The sequence below is a fragment of the Corynebacterium sp. ACRPF genome (genome assembly GCF_022347395.1).
GTDB lineage: Bacteria > Actinomycetota > Actinomycetes > Mycobacteriales > Mycobacteriaceae > Corynebacterium > Corynebacterium tuberculostearicum_D.
Window position 1 is genome coordinate 14,887 of record NZ_JAKRNB010000002.1, and the last position, 25,578, is coordinate 40,464.

Consider the following 25,578-nt stretch of genomic DNA (forward strand, 5'->3'; position numbering starts at 1 on the left):
GCCCTCAGCGCTCGGCGCGCGGACGCGGGAGGCTGAGGGCGAAGGCGAGGGGCGGGCTGGGGCGATTAGCCGTTGACGGTGAGGCAGTCGCCGCGCTCTACGGGGTTGTGGGGGTTGGCGGACCACTGGGACCAGCCGCCGACATAGTGGCGCAGGCCGGTGAAGCCAGCGTCTTCCATGGCGGCCAGGGCGAGGGCGGAGTGGTTGCCGGAACCGGAGTAGATGATGGCGCCTTGGACATTGTCGGGGGTGAGGCCGGCGTCGAAAAGCACTTCGCGGATTTCGCCCGCGGACTTCCAGGTGCGCAGGCCATCGTTGTGGAACAGGCGCTCCGGCACATTGACGGCGCCGGGGATGTGGCCGGCCTTGAGGTCAAGGTTCTCGCGACGGCCGGCGAAGCGGTTGCGGGTGCGGGTATCGATGAGCAGGCCATCGTGATTGCGCACGTCATCGATGGTGGCCACGGGCATCTGGCCGGGGTTGACCTCGGCGGTGGCACCGACGGCGAAGTTGCCAGGGCCGGTGAGCGTGGTATAGCCCAGGTGGCGCCAATTGGCCAAGCCGCCGTCGAGGATGCGGACGTTGTTCAGACCAGCCCAGCGCAAGGTCCACCAGGCGCGGCCGGCGAAAAGGCCACGGCCTTCGTCATAGACCACGACTGGGCGATCCTCGCGGATTCCCCACTGGCGGAAGTGCTCCTGCAGCTTATCCGGATCCGGCAGCGGGTTGCGGCCTACTTGGGAGCCGGGCAGGCCGGCGAAGGAATTGGCGGTATCACTAAACAGTGCCGTCGGGATGTGCAGGGAGGTAAATTCGTTGTAGCTCTGGCGCAGCTGCGGCTGCCAGTGGGTGGCCAAGAGGGTGAAACGCTCGCCGTGATAAATAGATTCGCGGAGTTCTTGCGGGGAGACCAAAATGCTCATGCCCCCGAGTCTAGGGGCATGAGCAGGATTTGGCGCGGCGGGCGCTGCGCGGCCGACTAGCGGGCGGCGATGTCTAGTTCGGCGCCGCCATCGGCGACGTCCACGTGGACGGTGTCGCCATCAACGATATCGCCAGCCAGCAGCTTCTTGGCGAGCTTGTCACCAATGGCCTGCTGGATGGTGCGGCGCAACGGGCGGGCGCCATAGGCCGGGTCGTAGCCGCGCTCGGCCAACCAGGACTTGGCGGAATCCGAAACCTGCAGGGTCAGGCGGCGGGCGTCGAGGCGCTCGGACAGGCCGCGCAGTTGGATGTCGACGATGCCGCGCAGGAGCTCCTCCGAAAGGGGCTCGAACATGACCACATCATCAAGACGGTTGATGAATTCGGGCTTGAAGGCCTTCTTCACCGCGTCCATGGTCTCCTCGCGGGTGCCGCCGGCGCCCAGGTTGGAGGTCAGGATGATGACGGTATTGCGGAAGTCGACGGTGCGTCCTTGGCCGTCGGTAAGCCGGCCTTCATCCAGGACCTGCAGGAGGACGTCGAAGACGTCGGGGTGGGCCTTTTCCACTTCGTCGAAAAGCACGAGCGTGTAGGGGCGGCGGCGCACGGCCTCGGTGAGCTGGCCGCCGGCTTCGTGGCCGACGTATCCCGGAGGGGCACCGACGAGGCGGGAAACGGAGTGCTTCTCGCCGTACTCGGACATATCGATGCGCACCATGGCGGATTCATCGTCGAAGAGGAAGTCCGCCAATGCCTTCGCCAGCTCGGTCTTGCCCACACCGGTGGGGCCGAGGAAGAGGAAGGAACCGGTCGGGCGGTTGGGGTCGGCCACGCCCGCACGGGAGCGGCGCACGGCGTCCGAAACCGCGGTGACGGCTTCCTTCTGGCCGACCACGCGGTTGCCCAGCACGGATTCCATGTTGAGCAGCTTCTCGGTCTCGCCCTGCAACATCTTGCCGGCTGGGATGCCGGTCCAGGCGGAAACGACCTCCGCGATGGTGTCTGGGCTCACCTCCTCATCGAGCATCGTATTGCGCTGCTCGGCGGCTTTGACCTCCGCGGCCGCGAGTTCCTTTTCCAGCGGTGGAATCTTGCCGTAGTTGATCTCGGAGGCGAGTGCGAGGTCGCCGTCGCGCTCGGCGATTTCGGCTTGGCGGCGCAGGTCATCGAGTTCTTCCTTGATGTTTTGGACATCGTCGATGGCCTTCTTCTCGTTGGCCCAGCGGGCTTTGAGCTCGCCGAGCTTCTCGCGCTGGTCCGCGAGCTCGCCTTGCAGGGTGGCTAGACGGTCCTGGGAGGCAGCGTCAGATTCCTTCTTCAGCGCCAGCTCTTCGATCTCCATGCGGCGAACGATGCGCTCGAGCTCGTCGATTTCCTGTGGGGAGGAATCGATCTCCATGCGCAGGCGGGAGCCTGCCTCATCGACGAGGTCGATGGCCTTATCCGGCAGGAAGCGGTTGGTGATGTAGCGGTTGGATAGCTCTGCGGCCGACACCAGCGCGGAGTCCATGATGCGCACGCCGTGGTGGACCTCGTAGCGCTCCTTCAAGCCACGCAGGATGCCGATGGTGTCTTCCACGGAAGGCTCGGCGGCGTAGACCTGCTGGAAGCGGCGCTCGAGGGCGGCGTCCTTTTCGATGTACTTGCGATATTCGTCCAAGGTGGTGGCGCCAACCAAACGCAGCTCGCCGCGGGCCAGCATGGGCTTGATCATGTTGCCGGCGTCCATGGAGCCGTCGCCAGTAGCGCCGGCGCCGACGATGGTGTGCAGCTCATCGATGAAGGTGATGATCTCGCCCTCGGAGGACTTAATCTCATCAAGCACGGCCTTCAAGCGCTCCTCGAATTCGCCGCGGTACTTCGCGCCGGCGACCATGGAACCTAGATCAAGGCTGATGAGGGTCTTGCCCTTGAGGGACTCGGGGACGTCGCCAGCCACGATGCGGCGGGCTAGGCCCTCCACGATGGCGGTTTTGCCCACGCCGGGCTCGCCAATGAGCACCGGGTTATTCTTCGTGCGACGGCTGAGCACCTGGACTACGCGGCGAATTTCCTGATCACGGCCGATGACCGGGTCGATCTTTCCCTCGCGGGCACGCGCGGTGAGGTCCGTGGCGTACTTTTCTAACGCCTGGAACTGGTCCTCTGGGTTCTCGGAGGTCACCTTGGCAGCGCCGCGAACGGAGGGGAAGGCGCCCTTGATGGCGTCATAAGTAGCACCGCGGCCGGTAAGCAGCTCGGCGGCGTCGGTCTTGGAGCCAGCAATAGCGGCGAGAAGGACCTCGGTGGAGACGAATTCATCGCCCAGTTCACCGGCCAACTCCTGCGACTTGGTCAAGACATTAAGTCCATCGCGGTTAAATTGCGGATTGGCCATATTGGCGCCCTCCGCCTTCGGATACGAGTCAACGAGCTCGCGGGCTTCTTTGAGCACGGTATCCGGATCTACGCCAGTGGCTTTAAGTACTGGCGCGGCGATGCCGCCTTCTTGGCTAAGAATGGCCGCCAGCAGGTGGGCGGGGCGGATATCCGGATTGCCATTAGACGAGGCGGTTTGCAGGGCCTCTTGCAGGGCTTCCTGTGTTTTAGTGGTCGGGTTAAATGAGTTCATGCGTGCGTTGCTCCTTCTAAGTTTTATTCACCCCACTGTAGGGCTTCACTTAGCACAACGCACCCAAAGTTGAGTCTATTCCACTCAACCTATGGGAGATTTTTGTCCACCAACTGCAGACCATGCGCCACCGCAAAGAAGGAAGAGGTCAACGCCTGGGAGAAGAGACCCCACTTCAGGTCATCCTCGTACTCCCTGAAGTCTCCCAAAGCGCACAGATGGGATACGCCGTCAGCACCCGCCCACATAGCCAAGGCACTCAAGTAAACCAGCTGATCTGTCGGCTGAATTCCTGCCTCCATAATGAATTCGCGCAAAAGCTTCATCATGATGGCAAAATTTTCCGTCATACCTTCATGCGGGCTGCCGTCACCGCTATGCGGAACGATCGACCCATTAGCCAGGCCGATAATCGCGCAGAACCGTTCAGTATGGCGAAGCGAAAAATTGAAATATACAGAGGCCACGATATGAAGGCGATCCACGATAGCGGTATCCGCCGGCAAAGAACCGATTGCCTTTTCAAACATCTCGGCCATTTCCAGGGTTACTCGCTCTTCGGCATACTCCCGCAGCGCGAAGTCATTGTCGATCACGGAGTTGAGAAAATCCGTAGTGGTATTCAACTCTTGAGCCACCTGTTTGAAGAAGGAACGACTAACGCCTTCTCGGGCCACCACGTGGAGCGCCGTTTCAATAATTAGATCCTTGGCCTTTTCAAACTCCAAGGACTCAACGCTCTGAGGGGCAACGAGTGGACGATCTTCCCACTGCCCCATTGCCTGCTCTACAATTTCGCGCGCGGAATACATAATTGGCCGACGCTCTGGAATATCTTTGACGGCAAACCAATCAATAATCGCTTCCAATACCAGCTGGACAGTCTGCCTCAGGTTGGCAATGCGAATGACCGAATGCTGGAAACGGACCACGCCCTTGGTACTGAGATGGCTTAGGCCATGAATAATTGACCAGATTGCAAGAGCAATGCGACCAATATCGCCAAGGGCAATATCTTCACCTACAACGGCGCCCTGTTCTTGAGCCAGTTGCTTCAGCACGTTTACTACGAAATCTGCGCCCGAGTTTCCAGTATGCGTACCTTTGGCCATATTGCATACCTGAACATCGTCCAAGGCCGGGTATCTCTCAAAGAGATAGCCATAAAGCTCTGGCTGTTCCTGGCAATAGAAGAAATACCCTTCACCCAAGGCCTTCAAAATCTCTGCGGCACCCGCGCCTTCGGGAAGGTGGTCCACCACTTTTTCCATGTAATTGGTTAAACGCCAATCCAGAAAATTGGGCATCGCATCAAGGATCTCTGAGCTGGAAGAGAACTCTTCCTCAATATCCGAGAGCGGGCGCTGCAAGGATTTTGCAACTTCCTCCAAAGTTACTGCAGGTTCACCTCGCGTCCCAGCGATACCTAAGGCCGCTTCCAAAATTTCTACTCGCGCGGAAGCGCCGTCCAGCTCATACATTTAGTTCCTCATCAAGACAAAGATTGATTCCCTGAAATTATAACAAATTCTAAGGTAAATCAATACCCGCTAATGGTTAACGCTTCAAGTGACTCCAGATTTTAAATGTGAACAGTAGTAACAGCAGGGTCAATCCCTCAGAAAGGTCAATGCAATCATTATTTGTTTATATAAACATAGCCTGAGAATACTTAACGTTTAGCGGTTTTCTTAACCTTCTACACCGAGGGGCGGCAGTGCAGGAGTCAAGATTTCGGCTGTCAAGACACACTTAGAAGGCACAGTCTTGATAAAAAGTCCCCGCCACAGGTTCTGCAGCGGGGTTGGCAAGGGGGGGGCGTCGGCAAGCGCAGCTATACCTGCTTCTGACCTACATGGCCAATGCCCTCTTGGAAGATAGTGCCGCGCGGCGGCATAAGGCGCATGGATTTGAAGGCAATGTAGACGCCGATGGAAATGGCCAGGGAAATGGCACCAAAGAGGCCGGTGAATCCGTACATGACGGCCATAGGTGCGATGATGGTCCACGAGATTTCGAAGGGACCGAAACCGATGTAGGCCATGCCGTATTCGGACAGCGTGCCGGACTTGAGCTTAGGATCCACAATCTTGAGGATGGCGATGCCGGTGGCCACGGTGGCGGTGGCCCAGCCCCAGCCAAAGATGCCACGCTCAATCCAGCGTTCACCAAAGAACTCGGCCGGGAACCACAGCAAGAAGAACACGCAGAAGATGGTGCCCAGGACGAAGAGCAGGAGAAGTGCCTGCCAGTAGGAGGCAATAGCGGCCGGGACAATGGCGGCAACACCGAAGGCAATGAGGTAGTCCGTGGCCGCGCCGGAGATGGAAGAAATGGAGTCCTTATCCAAGTAATCCTCTGCGCCGACGAAGTTCATGAGCGCACGGAAGAAAAGGCCCACCACCATGGACATAGCAAAGAGCGGCACGGAGACGTTTTCCCAGATGCTGCTCAGGCCCTGGTTGATGCCGTAAGCGGTCATCACGGTCAGGATGATGAATCCGAAGTGCAATGCGAGCGGCTCGATGGAGGAAGGGTTGGTAGTAGCGCGGCCGAGCGACGGGCGCTCATCGATGTTTTTGATGTAGCCGCGGCGCAGTTCTTCCGGCAGTTCCTTCGGCACGTGGGAGACCTTGCCCTTGCGGATGCCCCAGTTGCCGGCGATCCCGCCGCCGATGATGGCGGCCAGCGTGCCGACGGTCGCAGAGGTAAAGCCCAGCGAGGAGGCGGCATCGGCGCCCACGCCCTCCAGCGCGCCACCCACGGCCGCGGCGGTACCGAAGCCGCCGGTAAAGCCGACGGGCAGCATCATGCCGAACCAATTCGGGGTATCGAAAAGCGGCGCAAAGAGGAAAAGACCCAGCACGATGAACAGGCCCCACTGGCCGGTGAACATCATGGTGGAATAGCCCCACATATTGCGCGCGCCCTTGCCCATGTTGCCGCCCACTTCCATGGAGTAGGCCATAGACGCAAAGACCACCGCGATGAGGATGGAGGTGTAGTCACCCAAGTTATCGGAGAAGTTGATCCAGCCCAGCACGTTTGGACCTACCAGCAGGCCGATAAGGCCGGCGGTAATCGGGGCAGGCAGCAGCAGGTCCTGGAAGATAAACTTCACCTGGTGGCGCAGGACGTTGCCGATGACCATGAGCAAAGAAATCCAGCCCACATCCAACATGAGCGTATAAGCGGAAAAATCTTCCATGAGGACCCTTTCTAGCTGTGCAATTATGGCGGCTTGCCCCCGTTAGAGGGCAGACGGATAGGGAATACAATACCTTCCGACAAGTGAGCCACAACATAGGATCCCTTTTTCACCCCCGCTTACTATGGGAGGCGTGGCTTCTTACCTCAGCATCGTGATCGGCAGTGCCGCCCTCGACCTATGACTGGAACTCTGGGGCTAGCCGCATGTGCAGGATGGGATAGGGCCTGCCATCGGCATCGGTCTCGTCCCTGCCGGTGATAACGAACCCGTAGCTGCGATAAAAGCCCACGAGCTCGCCGTCCAGTTCGGCCCCGCAGAGTTCTACCGCGGGAAAGTAATGGGGAATGAGGTTTTCTACGATGCGTTGGCGGTCCTCCGCGGCAAGAAAATCGTGGGTAGCGTCTACCGCGCTGCCCCATTCCGCCCATGGCGCGCATTAGGATGGTCAAACATGTGGGAATTGGGCGAGCATTTTCGAAATTACGCAGACGAGTACCGCGATGCGGTGCACGAGCATTTCTTTAACGCGGTGCCTGAATCCCGGCAGATTTTTGCCCTGTCGATGCGCGATACCCATACCTCGATGGTGCCTGCGCTGGCATGGGTGATTGAGCATACGGAGCCTGGGGAGCCCCTGCTTGCCGACGTCTCCGCAAAGCTCACCCAGCTCGCCCGCGATCACCGCCGGCATGGGTTTCCGGCCGAAATCTATTCCCGCTTCGATGATGCCCTCGTGGCCGGCCTGCGGGTTTTGGCGCTGACGCAGTATCAATACAACTTTGCCTGTGACGTCATCCACCAGGTGTGCGCCACGATGGCCGACGCCGCACGGGAGTCCGACGCCGCCGGCGAGGCACCGGCGCACTCGGCGCAAGTGGTGGCGGTGGATCATCCCACCCGCGAGACGTCCATCATCCGCGTGGAGGCTGGCCTGGCTGTGCCCTATCAACCGGGGCAGCACTTTCCGGTAACCACGCAGTACTTGCCCGGGCAATGGCGGATGCTCACCCCTGCGCAGCCTAGCGACGGAACCGGCCAAGTGGTCTTTCACGTCTCCACCGCGGACGAGGCTTCCCGGTCCCTCGCGCACGCGCAGCCCGGAGACTGGTGGACCTTGGGCCAACCCGCCGGCGGCATTAGCCTGCAGAACGCGGGCGCAGGTGAACTGGTCATCATTGCCTACGGCACCGGCTGGGCCACGGCCCGCTGCGCGGCGCTCGCCGCGCTGGGCGATAAAGACCGCAGCCGAGTACCGCGCCTCTTTGCCGTGGCGGGCAGCCCCGGCGCCCACTATGACACCTACTTCCAGCAAAACCTGGCAGCCCTTGGCGCACCGGTGCGCCGCATCGTGCGGGAAGAACAAGACCCGTGGTTGCTCAATGCCCGCGAATTGGCACCCGGCGCCGACTACGTAGTCTCCGGGGAACCGACCGATGTAGTAGTCAACGAGGTGGAGTTATCCACAGGCACTCCCCCGCGCTTCCTTCTCGTCGGACCGGCCGACGAGGTTGTGGAAGGTGAAGAAGGGTTGGTTCAAAGGGGCGTCGGCAAGCAGCAGATCGACGTCCTTAGCTGGGGCCGCGACGGGCGCTGGCAGCCGGAAGACTACGCGGCGCTGACCTAGTCCGCAGTGGCCACAACCGGCAAAGCGCGGCGGGTTTTCGCTACCTCATTCGGATCGATGTCGGCATAGAGGATGTCATCCTCGTAGCCGGCCTCGGCCATGCGCACGCCATTCGGATCGACGATGGTGGAATGGCCAATGCCCGTTGGGCCGGAAGGATTGCCCGCCTCAGCGTCACCGCCTGGGCGCGATTGGCCGGCCGCGAGGATATAGCTGGTGGAGTCCAAGGCACGCGCGGCCGTGAGCAGGCGCCACTGCTCCAGCTTTCCGGGGCCGTCCGCCCAACTCGTGGGCACCACAATGAGCTGCGCGCCCTGGCTCGCCAGCTCCTTAAACTGCTCCGGGAAACGAATGTCATAGCAGGTGGCCACACCCACAATAAGGTCATCCACGTCGAAGGCCACCAGCGATTCGCCGGCCAAGACCGTATCCGATTCGCGGTAGTCAAAGGCATCATAGGTATGGATCTTGTCGTAGCCGCCCAGCACGCCAGGGCCTGCAATGAGCGCCGTATTGGTCACGCGATTAATGGTCTTGCCGTCGCGCTCCACGGTATCGGCCGGGCAGAACATGCCGACCACGACAGTGACCTCAAGCTCCTCTGCGAGCGCTTGGATCGCCGTGGCGAACGGGCCTTCGAGCGTCTGCGCCTGCTCATCAAGGCGCCCGGAGTGGAAATTCTGCGCCGTGGCCTCCGGCAGCACGATTAACCGCGCCCCGTTTCCGGCCGCCTCACGGATCTTGGCGAGGGCCAATTCCTGGTTTTCGGTAATATTACCGGTGGACGTTAACTGCACTGCTGCTACCTTCATGCCTCCCAAAATAATGAAGCAGGGCGAAGTTATCCACAGGCTGCGTCTGTACCCCTAGCGCGGCGTTGTGTGGTCCTTCAGGCTTAGGGGCATGAGTTATGTAGAAATTCCCACGCACCTGCCCGATTACGTCCGCTCCCTCATGGCGCGCCCTCCGCTGCCACCGCCGACGGCCACGCTCGATACCGCCTGCCGCACCGCGGCCGCACTAGAGCGAGCCCGTGCCACCTGGTCCAGCGCCGTGGCCGCAACGGAGGACGCCACGGCCGAGCAATTGCGCTCCATTGAGGCCTTCCTCAACACTGCCGCCGGGGTGGATTCCCACCTGGGCCAGGCATTGGGAGATGCGCGATGACCCTATCCGTGGCTTTAAGACATGGCGCCAGTATGTTGCATAGCGAACGCGCTGAACTGCGCTTTCGTTTTATCGATGCACACCAGGATTGGCGTGGCCTATCACTGGGTGGCCCCGCCGGTGACGCCGCCCGCACCAGTTTGGCGGGCTACACCGACTGGCTGGCCCAACCGCTGCACCAGATGGAGCAGGTTGCCACCACCCTTGAGCTCCACGCCAGCCTGCAGGCCCGCCGCGAGGAACTCGAGGACCGCATCATCGCATTTCTAGGACAAGTGGATGAGCGCAATGGCGCCGCGGCCAGCGCCGCTGGACTCTTGTTGAATCAAGTGCGGGCGCTGGGCGATTCCCTCGACTGGCTATGCTCCCAAGAAATCGATGCCCTATGTACGCCTAGCGGGGTGGCCCCACCCGTTCGCTTGGAAGACTTCTCCGATCTTCCAGTGGATACCGTCCACGAGATTAATCTTGCCCACGCCAGCGAGCACGTATCTCAGCTAGCCGCGCAGAACCCAGATATGCGAGTGCTAGAAACTAGCGACGGCCGGCTCGTAGCCATGGTGGACCCCGGCGGCTTCCGGACCACACCGGCATCACTTACCACGTTCGTGGAAGGGGTTCACTCCTCCGATCCAGAAACCTGGCAGCGTGCGGTAGACCGCGGCCGCAATCTTGCTAAGGCCAGCGGCGGTCCCGCGGTCGTGTGGTTGGGCTACCAGGCGCCCTCCTCCCTGCCCCGTGCAGTTCACGCCACTCCCGCGCGAACTGCCAGTCAAGAACTCGCCCGGTTTCAGCGCTCGCTCGGTGCACGCTATCCACAGGCCAAGCGCACCGTAGTGGGATATTCCTATGGTTCAGTAGTCACCGGGCATGCCGCAAAGCAGGAAAGAATTGCTAATGACGTAGTGCTCGTCGGCAGTCCCGGCACCGACGCTGGCCACGCCTCAGAACTGCATGGCCGCATCTGGGCAGCCACAAACGCCAACGACCCCATCGCTATTGCGACGGGGCCTCACGCCGGCATCCATGGCCCCGATCCGACCATTGATACCTTTGGTGCCACTCCCCTTCCTGGTGCGGATGGCCTCCCTGGCGATCATGGCTCCTATTGGGAGGACCCACGGTTCTTGCGTGGCCTAGGCCAAGTGGCACGCGCGAACTAATCCGAGGGGTAAGGCCTTTAGAACAGGCCGGCCGGCTGGTCCGAATAGGAAACCAACATATTCTTAGTCTCCTGATAGTGGCCCAGCATCATCAAGTGGTTCTCACGGCCAAGGCCAAAGAAAACCCCGCAGCCAGCGGGAAAGCTGGCTGCGGGGTTGGGTGTACTCGTCTGCAGAGCGAGAGTTAGTCTTGGCCGTATCCACGACCGCGGGAGCGTTTTCGTTCGCGCGCGGTGCGCGGGCTCCACATCACCACGGAGGTGGACCGTGGTACATGGACAAGCTCACCACTGCACTGCGGGCGACGTCCAGCGGCCTGCTCACGCAGGGCTCGGACCTCTTCAGCTAAAGCGTCGCGCTCGGCCTCGAGTCGATCGCGTTCCTCGGTCAACTCGATGATGGACTTGATGCCGGCAAGATTGACGCCATCGTCTTGGGATAATGCTTGAATCTTGCGCAGCAGCTCGATGTCCCGGTCGGAGTAGCGGCGGCCGCCGCCACGGGTGCGGGCCGGGGAGACCAAGCCCATGCGGTCATAGGTGCGCAGGGTTTGGGCGTGCATTCCGGATAGTTCCGCAGCTACGGAGATGACGTAGACCGCGGTGCCGGAATCTTCTGCCTTTCCAGTGCTCATTTTTTAACACACCTCCTGCCTTAAGCATTCTCGGCGCCGGCCCAACCCGCACGCGGGTTGAAACCGGAGTCCTTTTCCGCTTGAGCATAGGTGCGCAGGGCGCTGGAGGCAGCGGCATCGAGCTTGGTGGGCACGGTCACCTGCACGGTAACCAGCAGATCACCGGAGTTGCCACCGCGCTTGGCGATGCCCCTTCCGCGCACCCGCAGCGTGCGTCCATCCGGCGTTCCAGCGGGGATCTTCACGCGCACCGGGTTATCCAAAGTTGGAACCGCGATGGTATCGCCCAAGGCCAGCTCCGTGAAAGAAACCGGAACGGTGACATGCAGGTCATCGCCCTCGCGGGTAAAGACCTTGTCCGGCTTTACGGTCACCGCCACGAAGAGGTCACCGGCCGGAGTGCCGTTGGGACCTGCTTCGCCCTGACCGGCGAGGCGGACCTTTTGTCCATCGATGACGCCGGCGGGGATGCGCACGGTGATATTGCGAGTGCGGTGAACCGTGCCGGTGCCGTGGCAATCCTTGCACGGATCCGTGATGCGGCGGCCGGTACCATCGCAGTCCTTACACGGGGCAGAGAAACCGAAAGCGCCGCGGTTCTCCGAGGTAAAACCGGTACCACTGCAGGTGCCACAGGTAGAGGTCTTGCCGGAAGCGGAACCCGAGCCGTGGCACGTGGTGCACGGCGCATTGCCGCTGAGTGCCAGGGGAATGGTGGTTCCCTTAGCGGCCTCGCGGAAGTCGAGGGTTATTTCCGTTTCGACGTCGGCCCCCCGCGACGGTTTAGCTGAGTGGCCAGCACTACCGCCGCGGTTGAAAACGCTACCGAAGATATCCCCAACACCGCCGCCTTGAGCCGATCCTCCAGCGGATCCTCCGAAGAGGTCCGAGAGGTCGAATTCTTGCGCACCTTGTCCACCCATGCGCGTGGATCGAAACCCGCCGGGAAATCCGGCGCCTCCCATCCGTCCAAAGCCGCCTCCATTGCGGAGCATGGCCTTGAACTGGTCGTATTCCTTGCGCTCGGTGGCGTCGGAAAGCACGTCGTAGGCTTCCGCAACCTTCTTGAACCGTTCCGCTGCCGCGGGGTCGTCCGGGTGGGTATCGGGGTGATTTTCGCGTGCTAGCTTGCGGTAAGCACGCTTAATCTCGTTCTGGTCTGCGGACGAGGAGACCCCCAGATCCGCATAGTAATCTTTGTCTGCCCATTCGGGTTTAGCGCTCACTGGGCATCTCCTCCTTTCAAAGAGAATCGATACAAGTTAAGTAAAAAGGGCGCCACGGGAAGGTGAAAGTTAAGTTCCCAGGGCGCCCTTTTTGGTTAATTATTCGGAATCTTCCGAGCTGCCGGCCTCATCGCTGGGGTCCGCGATGATGACCATGGCATTGCGTACCAACCTCTCGCCCACGCGGTAACCCTTGCGCAGCACGGTACCGAGCACCTGTTCATCACCTGAGGACAAATCCTGCACGGCCTCGTGGATCTCCGGGTCGAAGGCATCGCCCTCTTCACCGAAGGCCGCGAGTTCGTGCTTTGCCAGAGTGTCCTGGAGCTTATCCGCAAACGCCTTGAGCGGGCCTTCCAAGTCACCGTGTTCATCGGCCAGTTCCAGGTCATCAAGGACAGGCAGAAAATCTGCGATGACCTTGGCCTTGGCGGTCTCGATGACGGCTTGGCGGTCACGCTCGGTGCGGCGGCGGTAGTTGGTGTATTCCGCATTCAGACGCTGCAGGTCCTCCGTGCGTTCTGCCAACTGTGCTTCTACATCGCTGGCGCCAGAACCGGCGGGCTCTTCGCCCGCGGCTTCGGCCTCTACCTCATCAGCGTTGACATCTGCCAGCGCTTCTTCGAGGTCAGCATCGAGAGAGGGATCCAGCTCGGCTTCTTCGGTGGCATCAGCCTGCGCTTCTTGCGCGGCCTGGGCCTCCTCAGCCTGCTCGGCGGCAGCCTCAGCGCGGTCAGCCGAGGTAGCCTCCGGATCCGTGTTTTCCGGGTCGCCTGGGTTTTGCGGCATTCCGCTGTCCTGAGTCATTACTTGTCGCCATCCTTGTTCTCGTCCTCGTCAACGACCTCAGCGTCGACAACGTTCGGGTCACCCTGCTCAGCACCAGCATCGGCAGCACCCTCAGCGCCGGCCTCAGCAGCCTGTGCCTCGTAGATCTGCTTGCCCATCTCCTGGGATTCCGTGGACAGCTTCTCCACTGCGGACTTGATGGCCTCGAGGTCATCGCCCTTCAGGGCCTCATCGACGGCGTCAGCAGCCTCGGTGACCTTGGTCTTCACGTCCTCGGATACCTTGTCAGCGTTGTCATCCAAGAACTTGCGGGTCTGGTAGGAGGTGGACTCTGCGTTATTGCGCAGCTCCTGCTCCTCGCGGCGCTTCTTGTCCTCTTCGGCGTGCTGCTCAGCGTCCTTGACCATGCGGTCGATCTCTTCCTGGGACAGGCCGGAACCATCCTGAATCTTGATGGTGTTTTCCTTGCCGGTGCCCTTGTCCTTTGCGGTCACGTGGACGATGCCGTTGGCATCGATATCGAAGGTGACCTCAATCTGCGGAACACCGCGCGGTGCCGGAGCAATACCGCCGAGCTCGAAGGAGCCCAGCAGCTTATTGGCAGTAGCCATCTCGCGCTCGCCCTGGAAGACCTGAATCTGTACGGAAGGCTGGTTGTCTTCCGCGGTGGTGAAGGTCTCGGACTTCTTGGTTGGAATGGTGGTGTTGCGCTCGATAAGCTTGGTCATCACGCCACCCTTGGTCTCAATGCCGAGGGACAGCGGGGTGACGTCGAGAAGCAGCACGTCCTTAACCTCGCCGCGCAGCACGCCTGCCTGCAAGGCAGCGCCCACAGCAACAACCTCGTCCGGGTTAACGCCCTTGTTGGCATCCTTGCCGGTCAGTTCCTTAACCAGGTCAGATACGGCTGGCATACGGGTGGAACCGCCAACGAGAACAACGTGGTCGATATCGCCGACGGAAAGGTCAGCGTCCTTAATGACCTGGTTGAACGGAGCCTTGGTGCGGTCCAGCAGATCCTGGGTGATCTTCTGGAACTCGGTGCGGGTCAGGGTCTCATCCAAGAACAGCGGGTTCTTGTCGGAGTCAACGGTGATGTACGGCAGGTTAATGTTGGCCTGCTGGGAGGAGGACAGCTCAATCTTGGCCTTCTCTGCAGCCTCGCGCAGACGCTGCACGGCGCGCTTATCCTTGGTCAGGTCAACGCCCTGGGAGGTCTTGAAGCGGTCTACCAGCCAGTCGACGATGCGCTGATCCCAGTCATCGCCACCCAGCTCGTTATCGCCGGCGGTGGCCATAACCTCAACGACGCCATCGCCGATTTCCAGCAAGGAGACGTCGAAGGTGCCGCCACCCAGGTCGAATACCAGGATGGTCTGCTCCTGCTCGCCCTTTTCCAGGCCATAAGCCAAAGCAGCTGCGGTTGGCTCGTTAACGATACGGAGCACGTTCAGGCCTGCAATCTGGCCGGCTTCCTTGGTGGCCTGGCGCTGTGCATCCTCGAAGTAAGCCGGGACGGTAATAACGGCGTCGGTAACGTCCTCGCCCAAGTAAGACTCCGCATCGCGCTTCAGCTTCATCAGCGTGCGGGCGGAGATCTCCTGGGAGGTGTAGTCCTTGTCATCAATGTTGATCTTCCAGTCAGTGCCGATGTGGCGCTTGACGGAGCGGATGGTGCGGTCAACATTGGTCACCGCCTGGTTCTTAGCGGACTGACCAACTAGGATTTCGCCGTTCTTTGCAAAAGCAACAACGGAAGGCGTGGTGCGGGAGCCCTCAGAGTTTGCAATAACGGTGGACTCGCCACCTTCCAGCACGGAAACGACAGAGTTCGTCGTACCAAGGTCAATACCTACTGCGCGTCCCATGATTTTTTCTCCTTTTATCTTGGGGTAATTAGTAAAGTTGATTGTCAGTGACTCAACTTCTCGTTGTGTCCGAGCGCTACTGTAACAGAATTTCCACATCCAGTCACACAACCTTGAGCCTGTGTCACTCAATTCTTACAACCGGAAGCCCACAAAAGTTATTCCCCGCGACTCAACTTTTCTCAAAATTCCTGCTTTTACCCAGCTCAGCACAGCTCTTTCCGACGCCCCCTCGCCCACCCATACAGATTTACCCTCGCAATCCAAACTGCATCCAAATGGAAATCCTTAAATCTTATTAAGAGGATACAAAAGTTACCTCAGAAAGGATCCAAAAGAGGATTGGCAGCCCACCTCCGCTACCGCATACTAGGAATCACAGCAGCCAAGAGCTGCTACCCCAGAGAGAGATTGTAGTTTTACTCCGCCTATCCGAAAGGAAAATATATGTTCGATTCCCTCGCAGACCTCAGCTCCGCCATCGACTTCGAGGCACTCGTAAAAGGCATCAAGGGCCTCATCGAGGCTTCCTCCGAGTCCAACACCGACTCCGAGGGCCTGTCCTCCGTATTCGAGGGCCTGTCCTCCAAGGATGAAGCAGAGGCTGCCGCAGAAGCTAAGTAATTAGCAATCTGCACTCCTTCATGAAGACCAGCTAACCCCCCACCTTCTTCCTCCGCTCGGAACCCACCACAAGGAACCGCGCACGAAGGTGCGGGGGTTCCGCTGTTTTCAATGGCTACTTGGCGGCCGTTGTACTTACACTAAGGAGACAAACCCATCGAGCTTTAGCAACCAGGAAGCGTGTGCCGCACCGTGCCTAAACTTTCACAGCCACATATTTACCAACGCATTCGCGAAGCCATGACCTTGCAGCGAACCGCTGCATTGACCGCCTTTTTCTGTGTAGTACTCGCTTTACTCGGCGCATTCTTTTCTCCCACCGAAGACCAGCTGTCGTCCGCAGTGCTTGGCCTTGTCCTCACCGTTATCACGACTTGCGCTTACCGCTGGCCTATCAGCATGTCAGTGACTTTTATTGTCGTCTGGGTAACTGCAACACTACTTACCAAGACTCCATTTATTAGCTCAGTATTCTTAGCACCAATATTTCTTGCCGTGATTGCATACCACGGACATCATGGGCGCACTTTCCTGATCGGAATAGTGCTGTGGCTGGGTGGTCTAATTGACCCAACAGAACCCAGCATGAATATAGATCCTGCACCAGCCTTTACTTGGGCCATGCTAATCACTATTGGCGGAGTCATCGGTGGCACTTTCGCCCATTCTGCTGACCGCTATAAATCCGCAATGCTGGAATGGAACGATGATGTCAAGCGCCGCCAATCCGACCTCGCAGAGACTTTGCACAATTCGGTTGTATCTAACCTTACTGTTAATACCATGCAGCTAGAGGCGCTAAGCCTCGAGTACTCTAAGCAGCCAAAGCTAGCCAAGAAGCTCAATGAGCTTAGCGATTCTATGCGCTCTTCAATGTCTGAAGTCCGTGCGCTTACCAAGGTTCTGCGAAACGACATCAATGGGATCAACGACGGTACAAGTTTTGCAACCACCACAAAGCCTGCGAGCTTTGCTCAGCTTTTATCTGAAGAACAGGGACGCCTGTCCCGGCTCAACCGAGCACCTGTTGTAGAAGTTTCCGGTGAAGAATTCGCGCCAGAATTTCCCCGAGAAATTCTGGATCCAATTGCAGCTATTACTACTGAGGCATGTCTCAACGCCGTGAAGTATTCACCACCTGGCGCAGAAATTATCATCTCTGTCCGCCCACATCTGGGGTGGACGCTGGTCTCCATTGCTAACCCTGTAGCGAAGCCGACAACCACTAACGCTGATATGTCCTCCGGGATTGGACTATCCTCAATGACTCGTATAGCCGCTACTATCGACGCTCGTGTCGACACCAACCTAGACAAGGGCAGGTGGGTTTTGACGTTGTCCCTACCTCCGAGCACACACAAGGCACGTTAGATCCAGCACTCTATCTAGCAAACACTGAGTTCGTCCATTAAGCTATCGCTTGTTTCTAACTAAATTAGTTTTTATTGAAGGAGCCCGCAGATGCAGGCCGCACTCGCTACATTCCTCGCACCACTAATGCTGTCAACTTCACTCCTGGGTGGTCTCGCACCTGGAGACCTTTCCTCCACAACTGAGTACAAGTCTGCCGTGGATATTGCATTCGGATGCCCCGCACCATGGTGCCCGAAGTCGAAGTAAAGACATCCCTTTTAGTCGTCGATGACGACCCACTTGTCCTTGAGGCCTTGGGGCGCTACTTCGCCTCGGCTGAGGACATGGAGGTGCGCGCCACCGCAGAAAATGGCAAGGTCGCTCTCGCGCTTTTGCAAGAGCAGGACTTTGACGTCATTGTCGCGGACATCCATATGCCCGAGATGGATGGCACGACCCTCTTGCGTGAGGTTAACAAGCTGGAAGACCCGCCGGTCTTTGTTGCGATGACCGCGATGGACAATGACGAGACCCTCAAAGAGGTCATGTCTAATAAGGCCGCGGCCTATATTTTAAAAAGCTCCAAGCCGGTCTACATTTTGGATACCGTGCGCGAGGCCGTGCGCGGCGGCACGGTTGTCACCCCACAGTCGCTTACCCGCTTGTTTGAGCAGCTTCCCGATTGGAACGCTGAGGGAACCAGCGCCGATGCGGCAGCTGCAACCGCCAAGATCAAGGACAATCACCATATCTCCCCTGCGCTAGAGCAGGTCCTGGACTTGGTCTGCCAAGGAAAGTCCAACGAAGAGATTGCCAAGAGCACGCATTATGCACCGGGCACGGTGAAGAAGTATGTGTCCACCCTGCTCAGTGAATTCCACGCCAAGTCCCGGCTCGAGCTGGCGGTGAAGGCGCTCAAGGCTGGCTACGGTTCTTAAACCCCGATTGCTGGCCAACCCGGGGGTGGAATACCCCCGGATGAGCCAATGCCCCCTCTAAACCCCACATGCTGGGGTTTATTTTTTGTTTTTCTACCCCCGTCTGCCATTTACCGAAGGAGACTAGCATCACGTTTGGCGCTTCCCTATAATTACAGCAACACAAAAGTTAATAATATTTCCTAGGCAACAATTGGAGCCTGAACCTGCAGGGTTGCCGTACGTCAGAGCGCTAAGCCGCTCACGTTTCTTCCTCTGCCCCCCATAGCCACGTCATAGAAAGCAGGTGAGAGTTGAACACCAACTTGGCGCGCGTTCGTCGTAGCAGCGATAGGCCTCCCGTCCGCATTCGGCCCGCATAATGGCCCGCTGACATCGCATTTCACCACGAACCTCTGCGACCCTCACTTTGCGTCGCGCGCACCCGCGTGTTCGCTCCTCACCCAGCTGCGCCCTGCAGCACCACATAGCTCACTGCTCATCATCCAGACGCCGTATCGGCCGGCAGTTCCAGACCGGCGCAGATACATCGCCCTTCACTGCCATGTGAAAAGTGGTTTCTAGGATGTGACCCGTTTGAAAAAGAGGTAGAACCCATATGACTTCTCCTGCCAATACCCGCTTGCCCATCTCTGATGATGTGGAAGCAGTCCTGCCTGCAGCTATCAGCCGCGCCCACGACTGGTTGAAGTCCACTGCGGACGAAGAAGATAAGGCCACCGAACAACTCGCGGACCTGCTGCGCGATGAGGACGGCGTGAAGTTCACCATGGACTTCGTCGACCGCGTCATGCGCCCAGAAGATGACAAGGTTGCCGCACACGCATTGAAGGATATTTCCTCTCACTATGATCCGTCGTTCCTGGGCAGCATCAATGGTGCGCTCGTTGGCGCCGGTGGTTTCTTCGGCCCAATCCTGCCCAACCTAGTCATGCCGGTTGCCCGCCTGTACATGCGCAAGATGGTTGGCCACCTCGTTCTCGACGCCGAGTCTGATGCACTCAACAAGATTCTGGACAAGGCCGCCGAATCCGGCGAGCAGCTCAACCTCAACCTGCTGGGTGAGGCCGTACTCGGTGAGGAAGAGGCTAAGTCCCGCGCGGAGCGCACCCTCAAGCTCATCCAAAATCCGCGCGTGACCTACGTTTCCGTGAAAGCCTCCTCCATGGTGGCTCAGCTTAACCAGTGGGACATCGACGGTTCGGTGGAGCGGCTCAAAGAGCGCTTGCGTCCACTCTATGAAGAAGCAGCGCGCCGCAATCCGCAGGTGTTTATCAATATGGACATGGAGGAATACCACGATCTCCACCTGACCATCCGCCTGTTCAAGGAGCTGATGAGCGAGCCGGAATTTAAGAATCTGGAGTCCGGAATCGTCCTGCAGGCCTATCTGCCTGATACGTTTGATGCCCTCAAGGACATCGCGGAGTTTGCTAAGCAACGCGTCGCTGAAGGCGGCGCAAAAGTTAAGGTGCGCATCGTTAAGGGCGCAAACCTATCCATGGAAAACGTGCAAAGTGAGGTCCACGATTGGCCGCTGGCTACCTACACCAACAAGCTCGACGTGGACGCTAACTACTACCGCCTACTGGATTTCATCCTGCGCGACGAGTACGCCGATAGCGTCCGCATCGGTGTAGCAACCCACAACCTCTACACCGCGGCAATGGCCTATGAGCTGGGTAAGAAGCGCGGCGTGCTGCACATGATGGATTCGGAGATGCTGCAGGGCATGTCCCCAGCACAGCAGGCAGCGGTGCGCAAGGTCTTTGACGGCCGCCAGATCCTCTATACCCCGGTTGTCCACGCAGAAGACTTCGACGTCGCCGTGTCCTACCTGGTACGCCGCTTGGAGGAAAACTCCGCGCCGCAGAACTTCCTCTACGCGCTCTTTGCTCCAGGCGAGGAGCCGCTTGCGGATCAGGAAGAGACGTTCCGTCGGGCCGTCGCCAAGCGCTGGGACACCTTCGCTGGTGCCCGTCGCACCCAGAACCGCCTTGAGGAAGACGGCCGCCAGGCACCGCGTACCGGCCGCTTTACTAACGAGGCTGATACTGACCCGGCGCTCGCGCCGAACCGCCAGTGGGCGCAGGAAGCGCTCAAGCGCAATCCGGGCGAGCACGGCATCGGGGAGGTCACCGACCCAGCCGCAGTAGAAGGCCATATCGCCCGCGCCAAGGAGCTGGGCACCGAGTGGGGCAAGCGCCCTGCCGCCGAGCGCGCCGCGGCCCTCGAGGCGGTCGCGGACGAGATTGCTTCCCAGCGCGGTAAGTTCATCTCCGTGGCTGCGTATGAAGCCAATAAGACCGTTACCCAGACCGACCCTGAGGTCTCTGAGGCGATTGACTTCTGCACCTACTACGGCCAGTCCGCGCGCCTGCTGGAAGAGTCCTACTCCGAGTTCACCCCGCACACCGTCACCGTGGTAACCCCGCCGTGGAACTTCCCCATTGCCATCCCGACTGGCGGCCTTGCGGCTTCCTTGGCGGCGGGCTCGGCGGTCATCGTCAAGCCTGCACCGCAGGTGGTTCACTGCGGCAAGCTCGTGGTGGAGGCCTTCCGCACCGCCCTCGAGGCACAGGGCCTGGACCCAGATCTGGTGCAGCTGGTGCTCACTGATGAAGCCGAGGCCGGCAAGGCCCTGCTCTCCCACGATGACGTGGACAATGTCATCCTCACCGGCGCCTCCGATACCGGCGCGCTCTTCCGTTCCTGGAAGCCGAAGATGAACATTATGGCGGAGACTTCCGGCAAGAACGCTCTCATCATTACCCCAGCCGCGGACCCGGATCTGGCCATCGATGACCTCTACAACTCCGCCTTTGGCCACTCCGGCCAGAAGTGCTCGGCGGCCTCCCTGGTCATCTTCGTCGGCGCGGCCGGCAAGTCCGAGCGCCTGCGTACCCAGCTGCTGGATGCTGTCAAGACCCTTAAGCCGGGCCCGGGCTTCGATATCACCACCACCATGAACGGCCTGGCGGAAGCGCCGAGCGAGAAGCTCCTGCGCGGTTTGACCCAGCTCGAGCCGGGCGAGAAGTGGCTGCTCAAGCCGGAAAAGCTCAACCAGGAAGGCACCCTGTGGTCCCCGGGCATCCGCGATAATGTGCAGCCGGGCTCCTGGTACCACAAGAACGAGTGCTTCGGCCCCGTCCTGGGCATCATGTACGCCGATACCTTGGAAGAGGCCATTGCCTGGCAGAACGACACCGGCTATGGCCTGACCGGCGGCATTCACTCGCTTGACGACGCCGAGATCGAGTACTGGATCGACAACGTTGAGGTGGGCAATGCCTACGTCAACCGCGGCATCACCGGTGCGATTGTCCAGCGCCAGTCCTTCGGCGGTTGGAAGAAGTCCGTCATGGGCCCGGGTGCCAAGGCTGGCGGCCCGAACTACGTGGCGCAGATGGGTGAGTGGGCCGATGGCGAGCTCAAACCACGCAACGTGGACATTGCCCCAGCTAGCCTCGCCGCGCTGCACCGCCTGCGCGATAACCTTTCCGGCAAGCTCACCGAGGAGGACATCACCTGGCTGTGGCGCGCCGCTGAGCTGGACCAGGTAGCGTGGCAGGAAGAGTTTGGCCGCAACCACGACCGCACCGGTTTGGTTTCTGAGGCCAATATCTTCCGCTATCGCCCACTTTTGACCAAGCTGCGCGTGCGCGTGGGCGAAGGCTACGAGCTGCGCGAGGTTGCTCGCCAGGTGCTGGCCGCCGCAATTACCGGCACCGCCACGGAAATTTCCGCCACCCCGGAGGTTGCCACCCAGTTGCAGGACCTGGGCTTCGACGTCAAGGCCATCACCGACGAGGCTTTTGCTACCGACGTGGCCAATGACGCCTCCTCCCGCGTGCGTGCTCTGGGCACCGTGCCGGATTCCATCTACGAGGCCGCGGTACGCTCCAACTCCGTGGTGCTGGACCAGCCCGTGCTTGCCGACGGCCGCCGTGAGCTCATGCCTTACCTGCTTGAGCAGGCAGTTTCGGTTACCATGCACCGCTTCGGCATTATCCGCAACGTAGGTAACCTGCGCGACGAGTAATCCCCGGCCGCGTCAGCGGACGCGTTAAAGGTACTGAAGGGAGGTAGCGCCCCGCCCCTGGGCCGCTACCTCCTTTTTCGTATATGCGCTGCGAGTTTTATGTGGCATAGTGGTAGACAATGTCTACGTCACATAATTCGTCTTCCCGCGACGAGGCCAAGCGCCCGTCTGCGCAGGAAAAAGGCAACGCAACACAGATCCAAAAGCCGGGCGAGGAAGATTCGCATACCCTCGTCGCTTATGATGACGCGCACCTTGGTGCAGAGGCTGCCAGCGAGCACCCTGCCGAGCGCGACGATAAATCCGCCGTCCTGGCCAAGGACTTCCGCACCATGGCCAAGGTCTCGGTAGTCTTCATCCTCATCGTCGCCGGCCTAGCGCTGGCCGGCTACCTGCTCAAGTTCATTTGGGTAGGCCTGCTGCCGGTCTTGCTCGCCATCCTCGTCTCCACGGTGCTCTACCCCATCAGCGCGTGGCTGCGCAGTAAGGGATTCCCGCGCTCGCTTGCGGCGGTGAGCACCTTGCTCGGCCTCATCATTGTCTTCTGCGGCGTCTTTGCCGCCATGGCCCCCGTAGTCACCAGCCAGAGCCAAACGCTCATTAATCAGGCCGAAGACGGCATCAACCAGCTCACGGAGATGGTGGAAAAGTCCCCCATCGATATCCAAAGTGACCAGCTACAGTCCGTGCTCCAGGACGTGGTCAAGTTTGCCAAGGGCCAAGCCTCCACCATCGCCACCGGCGTTATCTCTGGTTTCTCGATGGCCAGCTCCATCGTCGTGGCCGCGCTGATCATGCTCTTTGTCACCTTCTTCATCATTAAAGACGGCGACAAGTTCCTGCCGTGGCTGCGCAAGTACACCGGCAATTCCACCGGCTGGCACGTCACTGAACTCGGTGCCCGCATCTGGAAGACCTTGTCCGGCTTCATCCAGGCGCAGGCCGCCGTGGCCATGGTGGACGCAGTCCTCATTGGCCTTGGCCTGTGGGTTCTGCAAGTTCCGCTTGCGCTCGTCATCGCTGTGGTGACGTTCTTCGCCAGCTTCATCCCGATCATCGGTGCGGTCACCGCTGGCGCCCTCGCCGTCATCATCGCGCTGGTCTCCAATGGCCTGACCAACGCGCTGCTGGCGCTCGCACTTATCATCATCGTCCAGCAGGTGGAAGGCAATGTCCTCCAGCCGATGCTGCAGTCCAAGGCCATGGGCCTGCACGCGGCCGTTGTCCTGCTCTCCGTCACCGTCGGCTCTACCCTGGCCGGCATCGTCGGCGCCTTCCTCGCCGTCCCCGTGGCCGCAACCATCGCTGTTGTTGTGCGCTACCACGCCGAGATGGCCGCGCTGCGCTCCGGCGAAGTCGAGCCCTCCGATATAGACATCATCACCGGCTCCAAGGACGACCCCGAAGACTTCAGCGACGTCACCTACGAACACGATGAGACTCCGCGCGACAAGGTAGAGCAGCTCTACCAGTCCATGAGTCCGCTGAGCTAAGACTCAGCCCCCACTAGCAGCGCGCCGGCCCTCTCCGGCGCGCTTTTAGTTTTTAGCGCAGGAAACCTAGGTCCGTAGCCGCCGAGGCGAGCTGGCGCGCACCGCGGTCCAGGACGTTGGCCCAGGTGCCCTTGGATTCCTCATTGGCGGAATCGGACACCTGCTTAAGCAGGGTGCAGGGCACATCGAAGCGCTGGCATACTGCGGCGATGGAATAGCCTTCCATGTCGCACAGCTGCGACTTCTTGGCCAGCTCGGTGCGCAGGGCGGTATCGGAGACAAACATGTCGCCCGTGGCCAGTCCGCGCACCGGAAGGCGGCCGGAGGTCTCGAGCTCGATGGCCTCTGGCAGCAGGTAGCGGTTGATATCGGTAAGCACTTCTAGCTTGAAGTCATGCTTGGTGACCTTATTGACTTCGAAGACGCCGGCCATGCCGTCGATAAGCGCGCCGGCCGTGCCAATGTTGACCACGCGATCGGGAAGGGCGCCGTTAGCGCGGGCGTCGGCAAGAGCTTCCGTCAGCGCAATGGCCGCCGGAACCGTACCGATTCCGGTAATGAGCAGGGGTTCGCCTTCCGGAATGTGGGCGGCTTCCGCATCCACGGCGGCGACGAAAAGGGTGCGTCCGTTGAGATTCTCCATGCCTGCGAGAATACCTGCCCGCCCTAGTCAAAGTTCAATGTGCGGTTCTTTTGACGCAGGCGAATCGTAATGTTTTTCTGTCCGGCGCCGAGGGCAATGATTTTCCCGCTGAGCACCCGGGCGACGGCCAGGTCCTCTTCCGTCGGTGCTTCGGCCGCGACCCGCGCCGTAGGCAGCCATGCATCGTGCGGGTCTGGCGCGCCGAGGTGAATGAGCCGTTCGCGCTCCACGTCGATCCAATAGCCCTCCGTGGCCATGAAGCGATCGTGGCTCCCCTCGAAGGAATCGCGGCGCCACCCGCCCTCGGCCACGCGGAAGACAAAGGGGCAGTAGCCAAAGCGCGAAGGCACGATATAGCGCGTCTGGGGGCTGACGCGCCAATCGCCGCGCGCGGAACTCCAGACTTGACGGTAGGTATCGGCCAAGCTCATGCCCAGACGCAGGCGCTGCTGCCTGTCTTCGTCCAACCCGGCACCATCTACCTGGGTGTTTAGCTCCCCTAGCCGCGTGGCATCGGCCACGTACATGCCCAGCCACGCTTCCTCCGGAGTGGTGTACGGGCCGGTGATATCACGGTGGAAGGAATCCGGCACGGCTCTTTCCGCATCCTGGGGCAGGCGCTGGCGGGCGGCAAAGGCCCACAGGCGCGGATGCCCCATGCGATACAGCATCACCGTCGCCCGCGGCAGGCGGTCGTGCACCTGCTGCCGCGTCAGATAATCACCCGCGCTGATGCGCCGCAGCAGCTGCTTAGCGACGTCCCCCTCTACCTGCTGCTCCACACCCGGCGCGACCTCCATCTCCGGCAGCTGGCTCAGCAGCATCAAATCGATGATGTCTCCCAAATCAAAAACCTTGCTCAATTCCGTCTGCGCCTCTGAGCCAAAAGCCTCGATTGCGTGATATCCCAGCGCACCGCCCAAGCGGCGGATGAGATCCGGAGACACGCTCACCCGGTTTCGTGTCGCGTGCAATTCCGCGGCGTTGAGATTGCGGTCCAGGCCCACGAGGGCTCCTTCCTCCCCCTCATCGGGGATTTAATTCTTGGTCATGCTTGGGATTAAGCCGGACATTGGTCTTTGCGTTGTAGGAGGCCGACCTTTCCTGTGCGCCTTCTGAATGTTTCTTGGCAACGTGATGAGGGCGTTTTCCAGACGGCAAAGCCACTATGGTGCCCTCCGTAGCTTATACAGATCCGTGCAGCAATGTTTCCCTTAAGCCTTACGCGTTACATTTTTCTCCTTTTACATACATTGAAACTACCCCTT

General features: G+C 60.0%; 19 protein-coding genes. 8 read left to right on the top strand and 11 right to left on the bottom strand.

Features of this window, described 5'->3' with window-relative positions:
• Positions 1-65: 65 nt before the first annotated feature.
• From MHX61_RS01125 to MHX61_RS01140, 4 genes are all read right to left on the bottom strand, one after another.
• A complete protein-coding gene (locus MHX61_RS01125) occupies positions 66-923 on the bottom strand; it encodes a sulfurtransferase (RefSeq protein ID WP_239191659.1) in 858 nt (285 codons plus the stop codon).
• A 56-nt stretch (positions 924-979) separates the two neighbouring features.
• The gene (gene clpB, locus MHX61_RS01130) at positions 980-3,535 is read right to left on the bottom strand and encodes an ATP-dependent chaperone ClpB (protein WP_239191661.1); all 2,556 of its coding nucleotides are present in this window, start codon (positions 3,533-3,535) and stop codon (positions 980-982) included.
• 89 nt (positions 3,536-3,624) lie between these two features.
• Entirely contained in the window at positions 3,625-5,016 is a 1,392-nt protein-coding gene (locus MHX61_RS01135; RefSeq protein ID WP_239191663.1) for a TetR family transcriptional regulator, read from the bottom strand.
• Between the two features lie 353 nt (positions 5,017-5,369).
• The gene (locus MHX61_RS01140; RefSeq protein ID WP_239191666.1) at positions 5,370-6,743 is read right to left on the bottom strand and encodes a sodium/glutamate symporter; all 1,374 of its coding nucleotides are present in this window, start codon (positions 6,741-6,743) and stop codon (positions 5,370-5,372) included.
• A 208-nt stretch (positions 6,744-6,951) separates the two neighbouring features.
• On the opposite strand from MHX61_RS01140, the gene MHX61_RS01145 reads away from it, so the two are divergent.
• Entirely contained in the window at positions 6,952-8,370 is a 1,419-nt protein-coding gene (locus tag MHX61_RS01145) for a 2-polyprenylphenol hydroxylase (protein ID WP_239191669.1), read from the top strand.
• On the opposite strand, the gene MHX61_RS01150 is transcribed toward MHX61_RS01145, so the two are convergent.
• Positions 8,367-9,182: a carbon-nitrogen hydrolase family protein gene (locus tag MHX61_RS01150; protein WP_204610865.1), complete on the bottom strand. Its 816-nt coding sequence runs from the start codon at positions 9,180-9,182 to the stop codon at positions 8,367-8,369. The genes MHX61_RS01145 and MHX61_RS01150 overlap by 4 nt on opposite strands.
• Before the next feature lie 91 nt (positions 9,183-9,273).
• Here MHX61_RS01150 and MHX61_RS01155 point away from each other — a divergent pair, with 91 nt between their 5' ends.
• Both MHX61_RS01155 and MHX61_RS01160 read left to right on the top strand, forming a co-directional pair.
• Positions 9,274-9,537 carry a hypothetical protein gene (locus tag MHX61_RS01155; protein ID WP_204610864.1) on the top strand — a complete coding sequence of 88 codons (264 nt, stop codon included), beginning with the start codon at positions 9,274-9,276 and terminating at the stop codon, positions 9,535-9,537.
• Positions 9,538-9,569: 32 nt separating this feature from the next.
• Positions 9,570-10,700, top strand: coding sequence for an alpha/beta hydrolase (locus MHX61_RS01160; RefSeq protein ID WP_239191672.1), 1,131 nt, complete (start codon positions 9,570-9,572; stop codon positions 10,698-10,700).
• Between the two features lie 184 nt (positions 10,701-10,884).
• Here MHX61_RS01160 and MHX61_RS01165 read toward each other — a convergent pair whose 3' ends face one another.
• From MHX61_RS01165 to dnaK, 4 genes are all read right to left on the bottom strand, one after another.
• Complete coding sequence (locus MHX61_RS01165; RefSeq protein WP_239191685.1) at positions 10,885-11,334, bottom strand: heat shock protein transcriptional repressor HspR; 450 nt, start codon at positions 11,332-11,334, stop codon at positions 10,885-10,887.
• A 20-nt stretch (positions 11,335-11,354) separates the two neighbouring features.
• Entirely contained in the window at positions 11,355-12,560 is a 1,206-nt protein-coding gene (gene dnaJ, locus MHX61_RS01170) for a molecular chaperone DnaJ (RefSeq protein WP_179387050.1), read from the bottom strand.
• 99 nt (positions 12,561-12,659) lie between these two features.
• The gene (gene grpE / locus MHX61_RS01175; RefSeq protein WP_239191688.1) at positions 12,660-13,367 is read right to left on the bottom strand and encodes a nucleotide exchange factor GrpE; all 708 of its coding nucleotides are present in this window, start codon (positions 13,365-13,367) and stop codon (positions 12,660-12,662) included.
• Entirely contained in the window at positions 13,367-15,217 is a 1,851-nt protein-coding gene (gene dnaK / locus MHX61_RS01180) for a molecular chaperone DnaK (protein ID WP_239191692.1), read from the bottom strand. Before dnaK ends, grpE begins: the two co-directional genes overlap by 1 nt.
• Before the next feature lie 447 nt (positions 15,218-15,664).
• Between dnaK and MHX61_RS01185 the strand changes: the two genes are divergently transcribed.
• From MHX61_RS01185 to MHX61_RS01205, 5 genes are all read left to right on the top strand, one after another.
• Complete coding sequence (locus tag MHX61_RS01185; RefSeq protein ID WP_239191695.1) at positions 15,665-15,841, top strand: hypothetical protein; 177 nt, start codon at positions 15,665-15,667, stop codon at positions 15,839-15,841.
• A 192-nt stretch (positions 15,842-16,033) separates the two neighbouring features.
• Positions 16,034-17,212, top strand: a complete 1,179-nt coding sequence (locus tag MHX61_RS01190; RefSeq protein ID WP_239191698.1) for a histidine kinase — start codon at positions 16,034-16,036, stop codon at positions 17,210-17,212.
• 215 nt (positions 17,213-17,427) lie between these two features.
• Complete coding sequence (locus tag MHX61_RS01195) at positions 17,428-18,132, top strand: response regulator transcription factor (RefSeq protein WP_239191701.1); 705 nt, start codon at positions 17,428-17,430, stop codon at positions 18,130-18,132.
• Between the two features lie 598 nt (positions 18,133-18,730).
• Positions 18,731-22,174 (top strand): bifunctional proline dehydrogenase/L-glutamate gamma-semialdehyde dehydrogenase, encoded by a 3,444-nt coding sequence (locus MHX61_RS01200; protein WP_239191704.1) that lies wholly within the window; start codon positions 18,731-18,733, stop codon positions 22,172-22,174.
• Positions 22,175-22,293: 119 nt separating this feature from the next.
• Positions 22,294-23,667 carry an AI-2E family transporter gene (locus tag MHX61_RS01205; protein WP_239191707.1) on the top strand — a complete coding sequence of 458 codons (1,374 nt, stop codon included), beginning with the start codon at positions 22,294-22,296 and terminating at the stop codon, positions 23,665-23,667.
• A 52-nt stretch (positions 23,668-23,719) separates the two neighbouring features.
• Here MHX61_RS01205 and MHX61_RS01210 read toward each other — a convergent pair whose 3' ends face one another.
• Both MHX61_RS01210 and MHX61_RS01215 read right to left on the bottom strand, forming a co-directional pair.
• Positions 23,720-24,310: a nucleosidase gene (locus MHX61_RS01210; protein WP_239191710.1), complete on the bottom strand. Its 591-nt coding sequence runs from the start codon at positions 24,308-24,310 to the stop codon at positions 23,720-23,722.
• A 23-nt stretch (positions 24,311-24,333) separates the two neighbouring features.
• On the bottom strand, positions 24,334-25,317 hold the full coding sequence (locus MHX61_RS01215) for a hypothetical protein (RefSeq protein ID WP_239191713.1): 984 nt from the start codon (positions 25,315-25,317) through the stop codon (positions 24,334-24,336).
• Positions 25,318-25,578 lie beyond the last annotated feature (261 nt).